Source organism: Paraburkholderia sp. BR10923 (genome assembly GCF_040948765.1).
Classification (GTDB): Bacteria; Pseudomonadota; Gammaproteobacteria; order Burkholderiales; family Burkholderiaceae; genus Paraburkholderia; species Paraburkholderia youngii.
Genome location: NZ_JBFPKO010000007.1, coordinates 63,759 through 82,680, shown reverse-complemented (window position 1 = coordinate 82,680; position 18,922 = coordinate 63,759). Strand labels below are relative to the sequence as shown.

The 18,922-nt window shown below is 62.8% G+C and carries 17 protein-coding genes; 15 read left to right on the top strand and 2 right to left on the bottom strand.

Translation table 11 applies throughout. The features are described 5' to 3' along the window. The first annotated feature begins 77 nt into the window (after positions 1–77). From AB3X94_RS15005 to AB3X94_RS14990, 4 genes are all read left to right on the top strand, one after another. Positions 78–986, top strand: a complete 909-nt coding sequence (locus tag AB3X94_RS15005; protein ID WP_184225618.1) for a LysR family transcriptional regulator — start codon at positions 78–80, stop codon at positions 984–986. Positions 987–1,215: 229 nt separating this feature from the next. Beyond that, on the top strand, positions 1,216–2,286 hold the full coding sequence (pstS, locus tag AB3X94_RS15000) for a phosphate ABC transporter substrate-binding protein PstS (protein ID WP_368611952.1): 1,071 nt from the start codon (positions 1,216–1,218) through the stop codon (positions 2,284–2,286). A 113-nt stretch (positions 2,287–2,399) separates the two neighbouring features. Then, positions 2,400–3,047, top strand: coding sequence for a hypothetical protein (locus AB3X94_RS14995; RefSeq protein ID WP_368611951.1), 648 nt, complete (start codon positions 2,400–2,402; stop codon positions 3,045–3,047). 127 nt (positions 3,048–3,174) lie between these two features. Further along, positions 3,175–3,603 (top strand): YciI family protein, encoded by a 429-nt coding sequence (locus tag AB3X94_RS14990; RefSeq protein WP_176108872.1) that lies wholly within the window; start codon positions 3,175–3,177, stop codon positions 3,601–3,603. Between the two features lie 74 nt (positions 3,604–3,677). Here the strand turns inward: AB3X94_RS14990 and AB3X94_RS14985 are convergent, their stop codons facing one another. Further along, positions 3,678–4,409, bottom strand: coding sequence for a heme-binding protein (locus AB3X94_RS14985; protein WP_176108871.1), 732 nt, complete (start codon positions 4,407–4,409; stop codon positions 3,678–3,680). A 296-nt stretch (positions 4,410–4,705) separates the two neighbouring features. Here AB3X94_RS14985 and AB3X94_RS14980 point away from each other — a divergent pair, with 296 nt between their 5' ends. The 4 genes from AB3X94_RS14980 (at position 4,706) to AB3X94_RS14965 (ending at position 7,166) form a co-directional block, all read left to right on the top strand. Then, complete coding sequence (locus AB3X94_RS14980) at positions 4,706–5,101, top strand: tautomerase (RefSeq protein WP_176108870.1); 396 nt, start codon at positions 4,706–4,708, stop codon at positions 5,099–5,101. Between the two features lie 63 nt (positions 5,102–5,164). Beyond that, positions 5,165–6,097 (top strand): hypothetical protein, encoded by a 933-nt coding sequence (locus AB3X94_RS14975; protein WP_368611950.1) that lies wholly within the window; start codon positions 5,165–5,167, stop codon positions 6,095–6,097. A 145-nt stretch (positions 6,098–6,242) separates the two neighbouring features. Continuing rightward, the gene (locus tag AB3X94_RS14970) at positions 6,243–6,671 is read left to right on the top strand and encodes a nuclear transport factor 2 family protein (protein WP_176108868.1); all 429 of its coding nucleotides are present in this window, start codon (positions 6,243–6,245) and stop codon (positions 6,669–6,671) included. Between the two features lie 93 nt (positions 6,672–6,764). Continuing rightward, positions 6,765–7,166 (top strand): GFA family protein, encoded by a 402-nt coding sequence (locus AB3X94_RS14965; RefSeq protein ID WP_368611949.1) that lies wholly within the window; start codon positions 6,765–6,767, stop codon positions 7,164–7,166. An 8-nt stretch (positions 7,167–7,174) separates the two neighbouring features. Here the strand turns inward: AB3X94_RS14965 and AB3X94_RS14960 are convergent, their stop codons facing one another. After that, the gene (locus AB3X94_RS14960) at positions 7,175–8,170 is read right to left on the bottom strand and encodes an alpha/beta hydrolase family protein (protein ID WP_368611948.1); all 996 of its coding nucleotides are present in this window, start codon (positions 8,168–8,170) and stop codon (positions 7,175–7,177) included. Between the two features lie 267 nt (positions 8,171–8,437). Here AB3X94_RS14960 and AB3X94_RS14955 point away from each other — a divergent pair, with 267 nt between their 5' ends. The 7 genes from AB3X94_RS14955 to AB3X94_RS14925 all read left to right on the top strand — a co-directional run bounded on the left by AB3X94_RS14955 (position 8,438) and on the right by AB3X94_RS14925 (position 18,875). Beyond that, the gene (locus AB3X94_RS14955) at positions 8,438–9,550 is read left to right on the top strand and encodes an AI-2E family transporter (RefSeq protein WP_368611947.1); all 1,113 of its coding nucleotides are present in this window, start codon (positions 8,438–8,440) and stop codon (positions 9,548–9,550) included. A gap of 17 nt (positions 9,551–9,567) precedes the next feature. Further along, positions 9,568–11,118 carry an efflux transporter outer membrane subunit gene (locus tag AB3X94_RS14950; RefSeq protein ID WP_368611946.1) on the top strand — a complete coding sequence of 517 codons (1,551 nt, stop codon included), beginning with the start codon at positions 9,568–9,570 and terminating at the stop codon, positions 11,116–11,118. Continuing rightward, positions 11,115–12,251 (top strand): HlyD family secretion protein, encoded by a 1,137-nt coding sequence (locus AB3X94_RS14945; RefSeq protein WP_176108864.1) that lies wholly within the window; start codon positions 11,115–11,117, stop codon positions 12,249–12,251. The genes AB3X94_RS14950 and AB3X94_RS14945 overlap by 4 nt, the downstream gene beginning before the upstream one ends. A 7-nt stretch (positions 12,252–12,258) precedes the next feature. Then, positions 12,259–13,272, top strand: a complete 1,014-nt coding sequence (locus AB3X94_RS14940) for a DUF2955 domain-containing protein (RefSeq protein WP_368611945.1) — start codon at positions 12,259–12,261, stop codon at positions 13,270–13,272. Between the two features lie 244 nt (positions 13,273–13,516). After that, positions 13,517–16,207 (top strand): AAA family ATPase, encoded by a 2,691-nt coding sequence (locus tag AB3X94_RS14935; RefSeq protein ID WP_368611944.1) that lies wholly within the window; start codon positions 13,517–13,519, stop codon positions 16,205–16,207. A gap of 134 nt (positions 16,208–16,341) precedes the next feature. Next, the gene (locus AB3X94_RS14930) at positions 16,342–17,124 is read left to right on the top strand and encodes a TrkA family potassium uptake protein (protein WP_368611943.1); all 783 of its coding nucleotides are present in this window, start codon (positions 16,342–16,344) and stop codon (positions 17,122–17,124) included. 14 nt (positions 17,125–17,138) lie between these two features. Next, positions 17,139–18,875 (top strand): SulP family inorganic anion transporter, encoded by a 1,737-nt coding sequence (locus tag AB3X94_RS14925; RefSeq protein ID WP_176108861.1) that lies wholly within the window; start codon positions 17,139–17,141, stop codon positions 18,873–18,875. Positions 18,876–18,922 lie beyond the last annotated feature (47 nt).

Here is an 18,922-nt window from a genome sequence, read left to right as displayed (position 1 = left end):
TAAGATTCCGTTCTTGAGACAGAAAGACCAAAAACATGGCGGTATCATTCAGGTTTTATGAATGATCGGAGCGCCATATGGACCGGCTGCGTGCGTTTGAGGTTTTCGTAACGGTCGTCACCCGGGGCAGCTTTGCGCGCGCGGCCGATGCGCTCGAAACTTCCCCCGCGAACGTGACCCGCTATGTGAATGACCTGGAGGCGCACCTCGGCGCGCGACTGCTGAATCGCACCTCACGCAGATTGTCTCTGACCGAGGCCGGTGAAACGCTTTATTCGCGCTGCAAGGCCATTCTCGAAGACGTTGCCGAAACGGAAGGACTCGTGTCGACAACGTCGATCGAACCGCGTGGACGGCTGCGTATCAATGCACCGGTCAGCTTCGGCATCCAGCATCTCGCGCCGCTGTGGCCACGGTTCATGCAGCAATATCCCGACGTCGAACTCGACATCACGCTGATAGACCGCGTCGTCGATATCGTCGAAGAGGGCTTCGATCTCGCCATTCGCATCTCGCGCGCCGGCACGGTCGATCACGCGGCCCGCAAACTGGCGACGTCGACAAACATCCTGTGTGCATCGCCCGATTACCTGAAACGTTCGGGATATCCGGAAACGCCGCTGGATCTGCTCGGACATCGATGTATCGGCTATACGTATGCGGCCACGGCGGACGTCTGGCAACTGATCGACAAAGACGGTAAAACGCATGCTGTCGAGGTGAACTGCCAGATGCACACCAATAACGGCGACACCGCGCGCGCGGCGGCGCTCGCGGGGCACGGCGTGATCTGGCAGCCGACGTTTCTGATCGGCGAGGACCTCCGCGCGGGCCGGCTGCTGCGGGTATTGCCTGAATACCGCTTGCCGGATATCGATGTGCTCGCGCTGTATCCGAGCCGTCGCCACGTGAGCGCAAAAGTTCGTGCGGCAATCGATTTTCTGGTCAACGCGTTCTCGGGCGTGCCGCCGTGGGACAAGACGTGAAGGGATGGGGTTGGCAACTCCCGACACCGGGTGCCTGCAAAAGCGGCGGCGGGCGCCGGCCGTGGCGCGTTCGATAGCATGATTCAACTGGAATTCGGCCAGGCACCGTTCTTTAATGTGCGATATGGCGCGTAATGCAGGAGAGCCACACCCCGGATGAAAGCTGCACATTGAATCGCCGGCACGGTCGCCCTCCAACGAGCTCACGCACTGCAGGTCTGGATCAGCGATGTCCCGGAACAAGAACCGACGGGAGACATTGGTGAGAACACTGGGCGCCATCAGCGCTGGTCTGATTTGCTGTTCATGCGCGGCCGCTGCCTACGCGGCCGACATTAAAGGAGCCGGCAGCACGTTCGCCGCTCCTCTCTACACCCGCTGGGCCGCCGACTACCAGAAGTCGGGTGGAAGCAGGGTGATCTATCAGGGCACGGGTTCGTCCGATGGGCTCAAGCAGGTGATCGCCCGGGAAGTCGACTTTGCTGGCTCGGACGCGCCACTGAGCGACGATCAACTGACCCGCAACGGCCTGCGGCAGTTTCCAGTCGTGATCGGCGGCGTGGTGCCCGTCGTGAACCTTCCGGGGCTCAAAGCCGGCGAAGTGATGCTGACCGGGCCGGTCATCGCCGATATCTTTCTCGGCAAGGTTCAGTTCTGGGACGACCCGGCAATCGTGCGGTTGAACCCGAAGATCAAGATGCCGAATTACCCGATCGCCGTGGTGCGTCGCCAGGATGGCTCGGGCACGACGCTGATCTGGACTCACTACCTCGCGCAGGTCAGTCCCGAATGGAAGCGCAGGGTCGGCGAAGGCACTAGCGTGCGATGGCCGCTCGGCATCGGCGGCAAAGGCAACGAGGGCATTGCCACGTACGTCGGCTATCTGCCCGGCGCGATAGGCTATGTCGCGTGGGATTTCACGAAACAGAACCGCTTGAAGTACGTGGCCATGACCAATGCGGCGGGCAATGTCGTGCAGCCCGGCGCCGCCACCTTCAACGCAGCGGCGGCGAGCGCCGACTGGTCGGGTTCCCTGTCGCAGGTGCTGACCAACCAGCCGGGCAAGGACGCCTGGCCGGTCATGGGCGCGACCTATGTGTTGCTACCCGCGACGCCGAACCAGCCGGGCCACGACAAAGCCACGTTGAAGTTTTTCGAATGGGCGTTAAGCCACGGCGGACCGACGGTCAACGCACTGGACTACGTAGCGCTGCCGGACCTGGTCGTGACGAAGATCCGCTCACAATGGGCCGCCGATACCGGCGAAAAGCCGGTGCGCAAAGTGCTCGCGGTGCCGTGAGCCGAACTGCGCTTGGTGTCGCCGCGATGGCTAGCCTGAGCTGTGACGCGCGGTCATGTCGCCGGTGGCGAGGGTTTGGCGACGTGTCCGGGGCGTGCATAGAGGGACCTACGATGTACGCGAACTCGACGAAAGGGGGGCGTCAGGACGAGTGGGGTGAGCTTGTCCTGATCGTGATGAAGACCAGCCTGGCGGTGGCGCACGAGCTGGAATTGACGCCCGACGCCGTTCTCGACTGTGCCGCGAGGCATCTGCGCTTCGATGATTTCCGGTGTTTCGCAGCGGCGATGCTGGGTGCGGCGCGCGCGCAAGCGTGGTGTCGCCATCGCGACGCCGGTCCATCAGTGCAGGCGTCACACATCAAGACCCTTGCTGCGCGCGTCGATATCGACAGGAACGTGCTCGCCTTCATGCCGGCGCTGTGCACAGCCGAAGCTCCGGACCACACGGAAGCGCCTGCTCACGCCTATGAAAAAGTCGTCGCGGCCCTTCAGCAGTTGAAAGAAGACGTGCAACGCGTCTTTTCGCGCGGCAGCAGTGCTTTCAGCCGTGCGGACATCGAAGGCGCATCCGGCTTCGCAAAGGCGCTCGAGGCGATCGTGCCGGCCGACGATGCCAACGCCTTCGAGCGCGCGTTCGCCGCGGTTTTGCAGGTGCGGTTTTCATCGCAACCCCAACTCGTGCCTGGCGATGCGGAGCCCGCGATGCGGGTTCAGGGTATCGATGTCAATGCTCAAGGCAGCCATACGCCTTTACCCTGATCGAGAAGCGTTCTGTAAATCGGAGCAGGCGTGTCTTGCGCATGTCGATTTCTCTCGCGATGATTCGTCGTAGTCACTGGGGGCGCCGTTGCCTTCAGATATTTTCGTCTTCAAAGGGAAAACCCAAATGCGCGTCATGGTCATCATCAAGGCGACCCCCGAATCGGAAGCGGGGCAAATGCCGAGTACGGAACTCCTCACGGCGATGGGGCAGTACAACGAGCAACTGGTCAAGGCCGGCATCATGCAAGGCGGCGACGGGCTGAAGCCGAGCTCGGCCGGCGCTCGTGTGCGGTTCTCAGGGAAGGACCGCACCGTCATCGACGGCCCGTTTGCGGAAACCAAGGAATTGATTGCCGGGTACTGGTTGTGGCAGGTTGAATCGATGGACGAAGCGATCGAATGGGTCAAGCGCTGCCCGAATCCGATGATGAGTGATTCGGAGATCGAGATTCGCCCGTTATTTGAGCCGGCGGACTTTGGCGAAGCCTTTACGCCCGAGCTTCAGGAAGAGGAAAACCGTCTGCGCAAGCAAATCGACGGACAGATGCGCTGACGATTCTCACCCCATCGGCGTGCGGGCTTCCGGTCCGTTGTCCGGAAGCCCGATTCCATGGGTGATGATTGCCGTCAATGCGAAGGTATCTGCTCGATTTTGGCGGCGCTCAGGTCGCTCGGGAAGCAATGCGGATGCTCGAAGCCCATCGGAGATCCGCTCGTCGAGTAGACGATGTTATCCGTGTTGTTCGGGCCTTGGCCGGCGGGTACACTGCCGAGCCCCGCGAGCTTGCGCATGCGATACGCGATCGCATGATCGGCGCAGGCGCTATCGCCGCTCACGCCTAATCCTCCGATGACTTTCCCTCCCGCATAAAGTGCGACGCCGCCGCCGAAGGTAATGACGCCGCCAAGCGTGTGTCCGATGCCGCTGCCCTGTTCGAGGAAGCGCGCGTCAAAAGGATTCGAATTGTTCAGTCCATAAAGCGAGCCGCCCGGTTGCGTGGCCGCGTAGAGGTTTGCCGTGGATAGCGCGAGTGCATCGTTGCTAAAGCCGTTCGCGGTATAAGCCTTCGCGATGGCGATGGCCCGACTGCCAGGCCAGGCATCTCCGGTCACGATCACCGAACAGAGATGTCCCTGGCGATCGACGATGGCCGCCCACATCCGGTTGGGTTTGAAGATCCCGCCGTTGCCATCGGGCAGGTTCACGACCGTATGCAACTGCTTTTCCACCAATGCGACCGTACCTTGAGGCAGCGTGCATCGGGCTTGTGGGACGTCATCGTCGCCAGACGCGCGACTTTCGTGTGAAAAGGACGCAATGCAAAACGCTGCGACAGCGAGGGTAAGCATCTTACGCATGAGGATTCTCCTGACGATCGATTTGACAGCAGGCACGCTGCGGGCGAGAAGGTGCGCAAACAGTAGGACAGCAAATGAAATAAACGATTGATTGTTGTTGAATGCGGGCGCGAGTTCATGAGAGCGAACTCGTGTAAATAGTGAAGACCATCATGCAAAGGTGAATAGCCAAAACAGAGTCCCCCTCAGCCACGCGGCACGTCAGAAACGTCATATCGATTGCGATGGTTTTGATCGATTTGATGGTGCGGCATATAGTTGGCGCGTGCGAATAACTTTCCTCGGAGATCGACGCGATGCCTTATCTGCAACTTGATGTAAACGATCACTACTCTGTCGAGAGTAAAAGACTGCTCGCAGCGAAAATGAGTGAGACGTATGCCCGAATGATGTCGGTCGATGTCAGGCGAATCAGCGTAGCCATACGAGAACTCGGTCCGGGCAGCGTGTGGCGCATTGAGGAGGAGAGCGGGGAGCCAGTGCCTGTCGCGTTGATGATGCTCGATATCAGAAGAGGGCGGCCGCCGGAGTTACGCATGGAGTTGGCCAAAGCACTTTGCTCGCTCTGCATCGAGATTCTGGGCTTGCGCGAAGATCGGCTCAACGTCGAATTCACTCAGCACTCGGGCGATGAGATGTATCACCCGGCGCTCGGAGGTTATAGTCCGGAGTGGGAGCCGGGCCAGCGATGAGTGTTCGCAGGATCGTATCTACGCCCGTTGCGCGACAACCTGATTCGAAGTAGGAGAAGGACCATGAGCAGGCTTGCTACATCGCTGGCAGAGAATCGGCGGATGCGATCGCGGTGGATCGTCCTGATCGCCACGGTGTTCTGCTTCTTGTGCCACAGCGTCGTCGCGCAAGCGGACGACAGCGCGGCTCGCCTGCGCGAGAAATATCAAGGTCTGACGCAGCAACTCGCGCACAACCAGTTTCATCGACTGCTGTACCTCGAATCGCAGGAGTTGCCGTCGGCGCTCAAGGGCGATATCTACGGCGTGCTCAACCATCCTTTCGCGATAGTGAGCGGCGCGCTCAGCGACCCGACTCAAGGCCCGGCCAACTGGTGCGACGTGCTGATCCTGCATCAGAACACCAAATACTGCCACGCGTCCACTAGCGACAGCGGTACGGTCCTCACCGTGAACATCGGCAAGAAGACCGAGGAAGCTCTTTCGTCGTCGTACCGCGTGCAATTCAACTTTCGCCCGGTAGCGAGCACCCCTGATTATTTTCGCGTCGAGCTCTCCGCGGCCACGGGTCCGCTGAGCACGAAAGACTACCGTATCGTGCTGGAAGCGATCCCGGTCGGCGATAACCGCACCTTTATTCACCTGACCTACGCATACGGATACGGCACCGCGGGACGGATTGCGATGAAAACCTATCTGGCGACGATCGGCAGCGACAAAGTCGGCTTTTCCCTGACGCCCGATTCGTCGGCGAGCGAGCCGCAATACATCGGCGGCGTGCGCGGCCTGGTCGAACGCAATACGATGCGCTATTTCCTCGCCATCGATGCCTATCTTGGCGCGCTTGCCAGCCCGCCCAACGCCCGTCTCGACAAACGTCTGACCGACTGGTTCGATGCGACCGAGCAGTATCCGCGGCAATTGCACGAGGTCAGCCGCGCCGACTATCTGCAGATGAAGCACAACGAGTATCAACGTCAGCAGACCGCCCAGTGACGTGCGCGTGATCTGGTCAATGCAACGGCATATCGCGTTGAAGATTTTTTCCGCCTGGATGTCGATCCGGTGGTGCGTCGATCGTCGTTACCTGGCAAGACAATCGGTCAGGAACCCCTCGTAGTCCCACTCAGGAGCACACACTGTGAACAAACTCGACAATCCGATCCTGCAAGTTCTGGAAGGCTACAAGGCCGCGGTATGGGCCAAAGACGTGGACTCGTTCGTCGCGCTCTACGACCGCGACGCTGTGGTGTTCGACATGTGGGGTACATGGTCGTACAACGGTATCGCATCGTGGCGCGCGATGGCGGACGGCTGGTTCGGTTCGCTGGGTGCGGAACGGGTGATCGTGGATTTCAGCGACGCGCACACGATGGTTGCCGCGGACCTTGCCGTCGTTCACGCCTTCGCGACATACAAAGCCGTCGACGCCGGCGGCGTGGAACTGCGTGCGATGGACAATCGCCTGACCATGACGCTGAGGCAGCAGGCCGACGGATGGAAGATCGTCCACCAGCACACTTCTTCCCCGATCGAGGCCGGCACGGCGCAGGTCATTTTCAGGCGCTAGCGGTTTGCCGGTTCGACATCGCGCTTCGACTCGCGAATAATCATGGCTGCGCGATTTTCCAATTAGCGATGTACCTTCTGTCTAAAGGCAGCCATGAAACCATTGCTTGCCGGCCGATGCCTTTGCGGCGCCGTCCATTACTCGGTAAGAGACGAATTCGTCTATGCGTTGAACTGCCACTGTTCGAACTGTCGGCGCGCAACCGGCTCGGCGTTCAAACCCTTCGCGGGGATCGAGCGCGACAAGCTGCGCATCACGGAGGGCGAAGACAGCCTGTTGATCTTCGGTGATGAGCAGGCGTCGCACGATGTGCGCTGCAAAAAATGTGGAAGCCTGATGTTCTCAGTAGTTCGTAACGGTGAATACGTTCACGTCACGCTCGGAACCCTCACGGACTCGCCTTCCATCTCTCCCACTGCCCACATTTTCGTGGGTTCCAAGGCGCCGTGGTATTCGATCACTGATCAAATGTCCCAACACGACGAATTCGGCTAACTCTTTTCCTATCGCAGCATCGCCTCGAAAGACCGTACCACCTCGGCATTGAATCGTTGATGGAACGCCGCCCGGTCGAAGCCCGGCGCGCTGTCGCAGATCTGCGGGCGCAGCCGCGCAAGACGCGTATCGCAGGGCGGCAGGAAGTCATAGTGGCCTGCGTTAGCCACCAGACGATAATCGGCAGCGCGGGGCAGGTCGTCCCGCACCGGCTCGTCGTACCACGGATGCGGCTGATGACGATCGTCGGCGGCGCTCCACAGTTGGACCGCAGCGCGCACGCGGCCCAAGCCCGCGCGGCCAAACGCGAAGCCGAACGAAGGCGCGGCGATAACAACGGCTTTGATGCGCGCATCGTGGACCCAGACACCGGCCGGAACATGCGCGCCGAAATGAACGTCGACGCTCGCCTGCCGCAAAGCTTCGCACAGGTCATGATCCGGGTGGACTTCGCAAAACGGGGCGATTTTCGACAGATCCGGGATGCCGCCCGCGGCCACGAGCACGGTGAAGCCGCCGTTGGAAAAGCCGAATGCGCCGATGCGGTCTGCATCGAGCCGCTCGCGCTCCGGCCAGTCGTCGAGCATGTAGTCCACCAGCCGATCAAGCTGCGCGGGCCGGCGCCAGAGTTCCAGCACGTGGCTCTGATCATCGAAGGTATCGCCGGCGTGACTGACCGCCGCCGCGACGAAGCCCGCGCGAGCCAGCGCGAGAGCCGTGTCGTAATGAGCGCCGTACCAGCCGCCGCCGCCGTGCGACAACACCACCAGCGGCAGGTGATCGCCCGCGATCGGAGCGTCGACGGCGACGGTCTGGGTAGCACCGCCCAACGCGTGCGGTGTGGCCGGCGCGTCGGTAGGGTACCAGATTCCGGCAGCGAGCGGCGGCTCGGCGCCGTTCGGTATGTCGACCTTCTGAAAGCCGACCCCGGCGGCGCGGGCTGGCGCGCCAACCAAGCCCAGCAGAACGGCGACGATAAGCATCAATCTCACGGTGCTCTCCATGATCGTCGTCGGCGGGCGGAACGCCGGACGGTTCAAAGCTATGAGACCAAAGTCCAATTGAATATTCGAGGTGCGGGTTCAATAGTAGTGAAACGCCGCGTTCTGTCGACGACAAGGCCGGCGCGATTCTCTTCCTGAAGATGCCGGAATTGCAGGCAGGCCTTGGTATTGGCGTCAAAAACGTTCCAGTGGGTTCGAGTTTTTGCGTTGCTGGCATATCACGGTGTCGCCGCGCAACCGCGCCGCGACCTGGCCCGGGAGGAACCTATGCTGCTCACACCGCTTTCACAACGCACGCCTGCGAGAGAGATGCTCGATGTGCTGATCCGCGCCGGACTCATTGCGATCCTGGCCGTGTTCTGCTTTCGGATCTTCGCGCCGTTTCTTAACCTGATGGCCTGGTCGGTGATTCTGGCGATCACGCTGTATCCGCTGCAGGTCCGTCTGCGCCATACGCTCGGCGGCAAGGATGGTCTGATCGCCACGCTGATCATCCTCGTCGCGTTTGCCGTGATTCTGGTGCCCACGTATGCGTTGGGTCTCGCGGTCGCCGATTCGATCGAGAAATCGATAGCCATTGCGAAGAGCGGTAGCTTCCAGATTCCGCCTCCGGCCGAGTCGGTGGAGAATTGGCCGCTGGTCGGCCAGCGTGTGTACGACTTCTGGCAACAGGCATCGACGGATCTGACCGGCCTTGCACAAAGGTTCGCACCGCAGCTGAAGGAGGCCGGCCTCGCCGTGCTGGCAACGGTGACGGGCCTCGGCGCCGGACTGGTGATATTTTTTGTCGCGCTGATCATCGCGGGAATCCTGATGGCCCACGGTGAGAAGGGCTACCACAGCGCGGTGCAGATCGCCTCGCGCATTTCGGGTCCCGAGAACGGGGTTCAGATCGCCGATCTTTGCACGGCGACGATTCGCGCGGTGGCCCAAGGTGTGGTGGGCATCGCGTTTATCCAGATGCTGCTGATCGGCATCGGTTTCGTCGTGAAGGGGATACCCGGCGCGGGGCTGCTCGCGCTGGCCGTGCTGCTGCTCGGCATCATGCAATTGCCGGCCACGCTGATCACCATTCCGGTGATCGCCTTCGTGATCGTCACGGACGGCGTGAGCACCGCAAACATCATCTTCGCGGTGTATGTGTTCGTCGCGGGCCTCGCCGACAACGTGCTCAAACCCTTGATGCTGGGCCGCGGCGTTGCAGTGCCGATGCCCGTCGTGCTGATCGGAGCGCTCGGCGGCATGGTGACGGGCGGCGTGATCGGGCTATTCGTCGGGCCCGTGATGCTGGCCGTCGGCTATCAGCTGTTCTGGCGCTGGGTCCGTGACCAGCCGCAACCCACGCAAACCGCGCAGATCCACGAACAGAAGCAGACCTGAAGCGCGAGGATGGCTCCGTGTCACCGTTCACGCGTCCGTACGGGATCGCAGCGCTCTTTGGGGCGCTCGGCCTGAGCGGATGCATGCGGGTGGGTCCGGACTTCAAGCCGCAGCACGAAGCGTGGAGCGAGCACTGGAGCAGTGGTTCGATCACGCAGGTCACGCAGCAAAGCGCACAGCCGGACGTGCGCCAATGGTGGCTGATTTTCGGCGACCAGAATCTCGAACGTCTGATCGCGGAAGCCGACGCGAACAACGGCGACCTGAAGATCGCCGGACTGCGCGTTCTCGAGGCGCGCGCACAGCTCGGCATCGCGCTCGCGGGACGCTATCCGCAGGTGCAGCAGGCAAGTGCCGAGGTACTCGCGTCGGCGCGCAAGCGCTCCGGGGGCTCCAATCCGCGCTCGGGTGCGTTCGTGCAGTACGGCGCGGGTTTCGCCATCGGCTGGGAGCTGGATTTCTGGGGGCGTTTCAGCCGCGCGATCGAATCGGCCGACGCCGCGTTCTTCGCCGCGCAAGCGAACCGCGACGATGCGCTGGTTCTGTTGCACGCCCAGGTCGCGGATACCTATTTCACGCTGCGGGTCGCACAGGCGCGGCTACGTATCGCGCGCGAGAACGCCCAATTGCAGAAACGCAGCTACGACATCGCGCAAAAGCTCTTCAAGGCCGGCGAATCCGATGAACTCGACTTCCAGCAGGCGAAGACGCAGTACCTGGGGACACTGAGCAGCATCCCCGATCTCGAAAGCCAGATCGTGCTGGCGCGTCATGCGCTGTCGGCGCTGATCGGGCGAGCGCCTGGGCCGCTGCCGGAACTCGACGTGCAGGCGGGCAAGGAAGGCGTGGTGCCGCTAGTCGATCATGCGGTGCTGCAAGACGTGCCGGCCGATCTGCTGTTGCGCCGCCCCGACGTTCGCGCGGCCGAGTATCAGATGGCTTCGCAGTCGGCGCTGATCGGCGTCGCTAAAGCGGATCTGTACCCGTCCGTATCGTTGCTCGGCACGCTGACGTGGAGTGCCAGTTCGCTCGCGGGCGCACCGAGCACACTGCTCTTTGCCGCGGGCCCGAGCGTCACGTGGAACGTGTTCGATTACGGCAGGATCACGAACAACGTGCGCGTCCAGGACGCGCGGCTGCAAGAGTTGACGGTCGCTTATCAGAACACGGTGCGCGAGGCGGCGCGCGAGGCCGACGATGCCGCGACCGCGCTGATCGCCGCGTTGCAGCGCGACACCATTCTGAATGACGCGCAAGGCGCGGCGCGGCGCTCGCTGACGCTCGCCAATACGATCTATCGGGAAGGGTATTCGGACTTCCAGCGGGTGCTCGATGCGCAGCGCGCGCTGTTTGCGCAGCAGGACGCGTACGTGGTCAATCGCAGCAATGCGCTCGGCAGTGTGATCGCGCTTTACAAGGCGCTCGGAGGCGGTTGGGAGACCGAACAGCCGCTCGTCGATGCGGCGACGCGCACGCAGATGCGGCAACGCACGGATTGGGGCGACCTGCTCGACGAAACGGCGCCGGCTTCCGGTACGCCGGGGCAGGCCGAAGGGGCGTCACGATGAGCGATACCCAGGATACCCGCGAGCCTCCAACCGCCGCCGCGCCGAAGTCGTCGACGCCCGCCGCCGACCCTTCGGGCAGGGCGGTCAAAGTGGTGGTCTGTCTGATCGTACTGAGCCTGATCTGGTATCTGCTCGCCGACCGTTTCACGCCGTATACGCAGCAGGCGCGCATTCAGGCCTATGTCGTGCCCGTTGCCGCCGAGGTGTCGGGACGCGTGACCCGGGTGTTCGTCCACAACAACCAGGATGTCAACGCCGGGGACGTGCTGTTCGAAGTCGACAGCGAGCCATACCGCATTGCCGCTGACCGCGCGCGCGCCGATCTGGAGTCCACGCGCCGTCAGGTCGGTGCCGGCACGGCCGGCATCGAGTCGGCTCTCGCGGCGTTGCGGGCCGCCGTCGCGAACGAGGTCAAGGCGCGCCAGGACAGCGACCGACTCGAGCGGCTCTATCGCGAAGACGAGGGCACCGTGTCGCTGCGACGTCTCGAGGTCGCGCGGGCGACGCATGCACAGGCGCTAAGCCAGGTCGACGGAGCGCGTGCCGAAGTCGAGCGCGCGCGGGAGCAACAGGGCGGACACGAGGCGGAAAACGCGCAGTTGCGCAGCGCAGCCAGCGCATTGGAGAAGGCCGAACTCGATCTCGCCAACGCGCGGATCAGGGCGCGTTCGAGCGGCGTCGTAACCGATCTGCGCACGGAAGTCGGTCAGTTCGCGGCGGCGGGCAATCCGGTGATGACGCTGATCGCGATCCGCGACGTGTGGGTTAGCGCCGACATGACGGAGAACAATCTGGGCCATCTGAAACCTGGCACACGCGTCGAGATCGCATTGGACGTGCTGCCCGGTGAAGTATTCGACGGGCGAGTCCGCAGTGTCGGCTATGGCGTGAGCGTGGGACAGCCCACGCCGGCCGGCAGCCTGCCCACCGTGCAGAATAGCCGCGACTGGCTGCGTCCCGCGCAACGTTTTCCGGTGATCGTCGAATTCGACGACAGCGAACGCGCCCGTCTGCGTGATCTGCGGGTGGGCGGGCAGGCCGAAGTGATGGCGTTTCCGACCCAGGGCAATCCGCTCAATCCGCTGGGACACGCGTTCATCCGGCTGATGAGCTGGCTTTCCTATGTCTATTGAGAAGCCCATGCAGCTCGTGATCCAGCGCCTCGGTTATCGCGCGATACGTGTTGCTCTCGGAACGGCCACCGCTGTTGCGGTCAGCTTCGGACTCGATTTTCCGATCCCGGTCGTCGCGCCGGTATTTACGGTTTTTTTGCTGGCCACGCAGAATCGTCCGCTGTCGTTGAAGGCCGGCGTGATTCTGTCGCTGGTCGTCGCATCGACCACCGGCAGCGGCTTGCTGCTGGTTCCGTTGCTGCGTCATTACGCGCTGGCCGGCGTGATGATCGTCGGCCTGATGTTGTTCTTCGCGTTTCGTTATGGACTGCGCGGCGGCAACAATCTCGTCGCCACTTTTCTGGTCGCGGGACTGACGATGATTTCCGCCGCGGGCACGGCCGACTTCGAGCTGGCCTTGACAGTAGTCGGCGCACTGGCGAAGGGGCTGCTGCTGGCCGTGCTGGTGTCGACGCTTGCGCACAGCCTGTTTCCCGAGCGGACGGACGCACGAGAACAGCCTGCCGCGGCAGCGATGGCGCAAGACAAGGCGGCCTATATCGCGCTGCGAGCCGCGCTCGTCGTGATGCCGGCTTATCTGCTCGCGATGACCGATCCGGCGAATTACATGCCGATCATCATGAAGTCCGTGAGCCTCGGCAGACAAACCTGCACGACCTCGGCTCGCGGCGCCGCGCGCGATCTGATCGGCTCGACGCTGCTCGGCGGTCTGCTCGCGATCGCCTTCTGGTTTGCGCTGAGGCTGTTCGTGCATCTGTGGATGTTCTTTCTGTGGATGCTGCTGTTCGGCCTGCTGATGGGACGCAAACTGTACGGCCTGCAACCGACGCGTTGCTCGCCGGGCTTCTGGCTGAATAGTCTCGTGACGATGATCATTCTGCTCGGGCAATCGGTGCAGGACAGCGTGGCGGGCAAGGACGTCTACACCGCGTTTGCCGTGCGAATGGGGCTCTTTCTGGCCGTCACGGTCTACGCATGTTTGATGCTTCTGCTTTTCGAGCAACACCGCCGGGTGGAGTGAGGTGGTGCGTCATGCCGCAAAGCCGACCCGGTGATCGGCGTGGTCTTCACCGGCTTGATCGTGGCCGCCGCTGTACGTGGTGTGCAGGAAGCCGCGCATCGGGCGCAAAGGATCGGATAGCGAGGTAAGGTATCGCGTGCGGGCAAAGTCCGGCCGTGCGATGTCGACGTCGCCGTCGCCGGGAAGGCGGGCTGGCGCGCGGTATGCTTTCCTCGAAGTCTTGACGCAATGGAGACGACACACAATGGCACGCTTGCTTTGCGATATCTGCGGTGTCCGGCCGGCGACGGTGCGGCTTGCCGTACTTCAGAACAATCAGCGTCAGGTGCTCGACGTCTGTGATTTTCACTACGCGCAACTGACCCGCCATCAACGCTCTATCTCGCCGCTCGAAGCGCTGTTTCGCGCGCAGGCATCGGCCCAGGAGCCGTCCGCTGCCGATCCGCATGCCGCGCAGCAGCCCGTCGAAGGCGGCGAATCGTTCAGCATCGAGCGGCATTTCAGCGACGTCGCGATGGAGATGCTGCAGCGCGCCGCTGAAACCGCGGCGCAGTTCGGCCGTCGCGAGGTCGATACCGAACACCTGCTATACGTGCTGGCCGACCATGCGGCCGTCGAAGCGATCCTCGCTTCGCTCGGTGTGAAGGGGATCGATTTGCGCGCCTATATCGACGCGAACGCAGAGAAGCGCGAACCCGCCGCACCGAGCCCGCACGAGCCGATGGGCGTCTCGCCGCGGCTGAAGAGCGCGCTCGATCGCGCGTTCCTGGCTTCCCGCCAACTGGGTCACAGCTCGGTCGGCGCCGAACATCTGCTGATCGGTCTGGCCGAAGTGCCGGAGAGCTTTGCGGGGCAACTGCTAGGCCGGCTCGGCGTTCAAGCGCCGGCGCTGCGCCAGCAGACGCTGCGCGCGGCCGGCGTGCAGAAGCCAGCGGCGCCGCGCCAGCCGTCGCGCACGCCGCAGCTCGACAAGCACAGCCGCGACCTCACGGTCCTGGCGCGCGAAGGCCGGCTCGACCCCGTGATCGGACGGTCAAGCGAAATCGAAACGATGGTCGAAGTGCTCGCGCGCCGGCGCAAGAACAACCCGGTGCTGATCGGCGAGCCCGGCGTCGGCAAAACGGCGGTCGTCGAAGGGCTGGCACAGCGGATGGTCAACGGTGACGTGCCGGAGTCGCTGCGCAACAAGCGGCTCGTCGAGCTCAACGTGAATTCGATGGTCGCGGGCGCGAAGTACCGGGGCGAATTCGAAGAGCGCGTGAAGCAGGTGATCGACGAAGTGCTGGAAAACCAGGACTCGCTGGTGCTGTTCGTCGATGAAGTGCATACGATCGTCGGCGCGGGGCAGGGCGGTGGCGAAGGCGGTCTCGACATCGCCAACGTGTTCAAGCCGCCGATGGCGCGCGGCGAACTCAATCTGATCGGTGCAACGACGCTCGCCGAATATCAGAAGTACATCGAAAAGGATGCGGCGCTCGAGCGGCGCTTTCAGCCGGTGCTGATCGCCGAGCCGTCGGTCGTGCAGACCATCAACATTCTGCGCGGACTGCGCGACAGGCTGGAGGCGCATCACAAGGTGACGATCCAGGACGATGCGATCGTCGGCGCGGCGGAGTTGTCGGATCGCTATATCTCCGGGCGCTTTCTGCCCGACAAGGCGATCGACCTGATCGATCAGGCCGCGGCGCGTGTCAATCTGTCGTCGACATCGCGGCCTGCCGCCGTGCTCGAACTCGAAGCGGAAATCGGTCAATTGCGCCGCGAGCAGGACTATGCGGCATCGCGCAAGCAATTCGATCGCGCGCATGCGCTCGGCGGCGAGATCACCGCGAAGGAAGAGCAGCTGCGCGAGTCAACCGACGCGTGGAAGAAGAGTGTCGGCACCCACACATCGCATGTGAGTATCGGGCAGGTCGCCGAAATCGTCGCGCGGCTCACGGGCATTCCCGTCGCGCAGTTGACGGCCGAGGAAAAGGAGCGGCTCCTGAATATGGAGCAGCGCTTGCATCAGCGCGTGATCGGCCAGGATGAAGCCGTCGTGGCCGTCAGCGATGCCGTGCGGCGCGCGCGTGCCGGCTTGCAGGCGCGGCACCGGCCCACCGCCGTGTTTCTGTTCCTGGGGCCGACCGGTGTCGGCAAAACCGAGCTGGCGAAAGCGCTCGCCGAAGTCGTGTTCGGCGACGAGGATGCGATGCTGCGCTTCGACATGAGCGAATACATGGAGCGCCATACCGTCGCGCGTTTGATCGGTTCGCCGCCCGGATACGTTGGCTACGAAGAGGGCGGGCAGCTGACCGAACGGGTGCGGCGCAGACCGTACAGCGTGATCCTGCTCGACGAAATCGAAAAGGCGCATCCCGACGTGTACAACGTGCTGCTGCAGGTTTTCGACGATGGACGCCTGACGGACGGCAAAGGGCGCGTCGTCGATTTCAGCAATACGCTGATCATCGCGACGAGCAATCTCGCGTCCGACGTGATCACCGGACAGAACCGCACGGGGCCGGGATTTTTCAGCCAGGCGGGCTCCGTCAGCGTGGAAAGCGGCGTAATGAACGTGCTGCGGCAGCATTTCAGGCCGGAGTTCCTCAACCGGATCGACGACATCATCGTGTTCAAGTCGCTGGGCCGCGACGAGACGCGTCATATCGTGCGGATTCTGCTGGAGCAGGTGCGACGCATTGCCAGCAGTCAGGACATCGAGCTGAGCTTCGACGACTCGCTCATCGACCATCTCGCGACCGAGGGCTATCGGCCCGAGTTCGGCGCGCGCGAACTGCGCCGGCAGATTCAGCAGCGCGTCGAAAATCCGTTGGCGAAAGCGCTGATCAATGGCGAAATCGGTGAAGGGATGCGAGTGGTTTGCCGCTACGACTCGCAGGAGCAGCGGGTGGTGTTCGAGCCCGTCTCCGAAGCAGGGGGAGCATTGCCGTAGAAGGCGATCAAGGCGCTTACAGAGCCTCTTTCATGGGGGCTCTTGACTATTGACTACCGGCGCAAAAAGGGGGAGCTTGTCTGCTTGGGTTGGGTTCGCTGTTGTCTCGATCGTTTCGACTATCCGAGGTGACCATGTGGATCTTCCGTGTAAATGAGCCTCGTCTTGGAGCCATCCGTATTCGCGAATGGCGCCGCCACGCACGCCACACGGTCGGCCTTCTCGTTCTGCTGCTCTGCAGTGCCGCCACCGGGCTGTTCATCCTGGATCAGTCCAATACCTCGTTCCCAAACAAAGTACTTACATCGGTGTGGAATGGGCTCAACCTCGTCACGACACTCGGCGCCTTTGGCGAATTCAATCGGCCTCAAAAGATCTTCATGCTGGTAGCCATGATCGCGACCATGCTGATCGGCGGATTCGCGGTTTCGAGGCTCACTGGCATACTATCCGGCGACGACGTGATGGCTTATCGGGAGAACAGGATCATGGAGCGCAAGCTCGACCAACTTGCCGATCATGTCGTGGTAGTGGGATTTCATTCGCTCGGTGAACTGGTCGCCGGGCGGCTGCGCGACGCCGGACATACGGTGCTCGTGCTCGTGGGCGATCAGGGGCAGGCCGAACGGGCGGCGGATCACGACTTTCAGGTCATGCTAGGTCCGCCCGGGGAATTCGACGACGTGCTTAAGCATGCGCGGCTGGACCGTGCCAAAGCGCTGGTCGTGACGACCCCCGACAGCAACAACAATCTGGCGATCACGCTGGCGGCGCATACGCTGAATGCGTCGCTCGCGATTGCAGTGCCCGGCGAAAACCCCTTGAGAAAGATGTTGTTCGAGAGCGCGGGGGCATCCAACGTGGTGATCGCGAACGAGATCATCGCGAACGCGCTGGTCGGCAAGCTCACGACCTGAGTGGAGGTGGACACATGAAACCAGCGGCTTCCACGCGCGCTCATCTGCATCACTCGCCGTTTCTGCAAGGGCTTTTGCCCTTCAATTCCTCTCAACTGCCGCGCGACATCATCGCCGGGCTCACGCTGGCGGCCCTCGGCATACCCGAGGTGATGGGGTACACGAAGATATCCGGCACGCCCACCGTCACGGGTCTTTATACGATCCTGTTGCCGCTGGTGGCGTTCGCGGTTCTGGGTGCTTCGCGTCAACTGGTAGTCGCGGCGGACTCCGCGACGGCCGCGATCCTCGCCGGTACCTTGACGACCGTGGCTGCATTGGGCAGCAAGGAATACATCGGGCTGACGAGCACGGTGGCCCTGACGGTCGCCGTGATGCTGGTGATCGCGCGTATCTTTCGGCTCGGCTTTCTGGCCGACTTTCTTTCACGAAGCGCGTTGATCGGCTTTCTGACGGGGGTAGGCGTGCAGGTCGCGGCGGGGGAACTCGCTGGGCTGCTCGGGCTCGCGAAGCAGGGGCATGGCCCCGTCATGCAACTGGTGAGCGTGGTTCAACGTGTGGCCGAAGCGAACTATCCGACCACGCTCCTTTCGCTTGCCGTACTCGCGGTGATCATCGGCTGCAAGCGTCTCGCGCCGCACGCGCCAGGCGCGCTGATCGCCGTGGTCGGCTCCATCGTGGCGAGCGGGGTGTTCAATTTCGCCGCACACGGCATCGCGGTGACGGGCGAAGTGCCCGGCGGACTGCCGTCGCTGTTCGTGCCGCCGCTGCACATGAGCGAGATCAACCAGGTACTGGCGACGGCGGCCTCGTGCTTCATCGTCATCATCGCGCAGAGCGCGGCGACGGCGCGTGCCTACGCGGCCCGCAACAACGAGAAGGGCGACGATAACGCCGACATCATCGGACTCGCGGCGGCGAACGCGGCCGCGGCGTTTACCGGCACCTTCGTCGTGAACGGCAGTCCGACCAAGACCGAGATCATCGACGATGCGGGAGGACGCACCCAGGTCGCCCATTTGAGCACCGCCGTGATCGTGCTGCTGGTGCTGCTGTTCCTCACGAGGCCGCTCAGCCTGATGCCTGCCGCCGTGCTGTCGGCAATCGTCTTCATGATCGGTGTGAAGCTGATCGACGTGAAGGGGATGGCCGAACTGTTTCGCATGCAGAAGGACGAATTCGTCGTTGCGTTGCTCGCGGCGGGCGTGGTCGTGTTCGTCGATGTGATGCACGGCATTCTCGCCGCCGTCGTGCTGTCGCTGATCGCGCATGCGCGGCATAGCTATCGGCTGCGCACGCGCGTGTTGACGCGCGGCCCCACCGGCCACTGGATTCCCCATCACGTCGAGCCGAATCTGCTCGCGGCGCCCGGCATCGTCATCTACCGGTTCGAGGCGGATCTGTTCTATGCGAACACGGGGCGCTTCACAGAGGAAGTGCTGAAAATCGTCAACGAAGCGGACGTTCCGTTGCGCTGGGTCGTGATCGACGCAACCGAGATCAGCAATATCGACTACACGGCCGGCAAGACCTTGCTCCAGCTGGGTGCGGAACTCGACCAGCGCGGCCTGGGTATCGCGGTGGTCGCGGTGCCGGCTGGCGTGCGGCACGAACTCGAGCGGTACAGGGCACTGCGGATGAGCGGCGCGCATCGCGAGATCTTCGAGACGGTCGATGCGGCGATCGACGCACTGCGCGATCTGTCGCCACCCGCGTGGGCGGCAGCCCCGGACGCCGACAAGCCGGGATAAAGCAAGGCAAAGTGAAGTGACGGGAAGGGAAGTGACATGACAAGGCC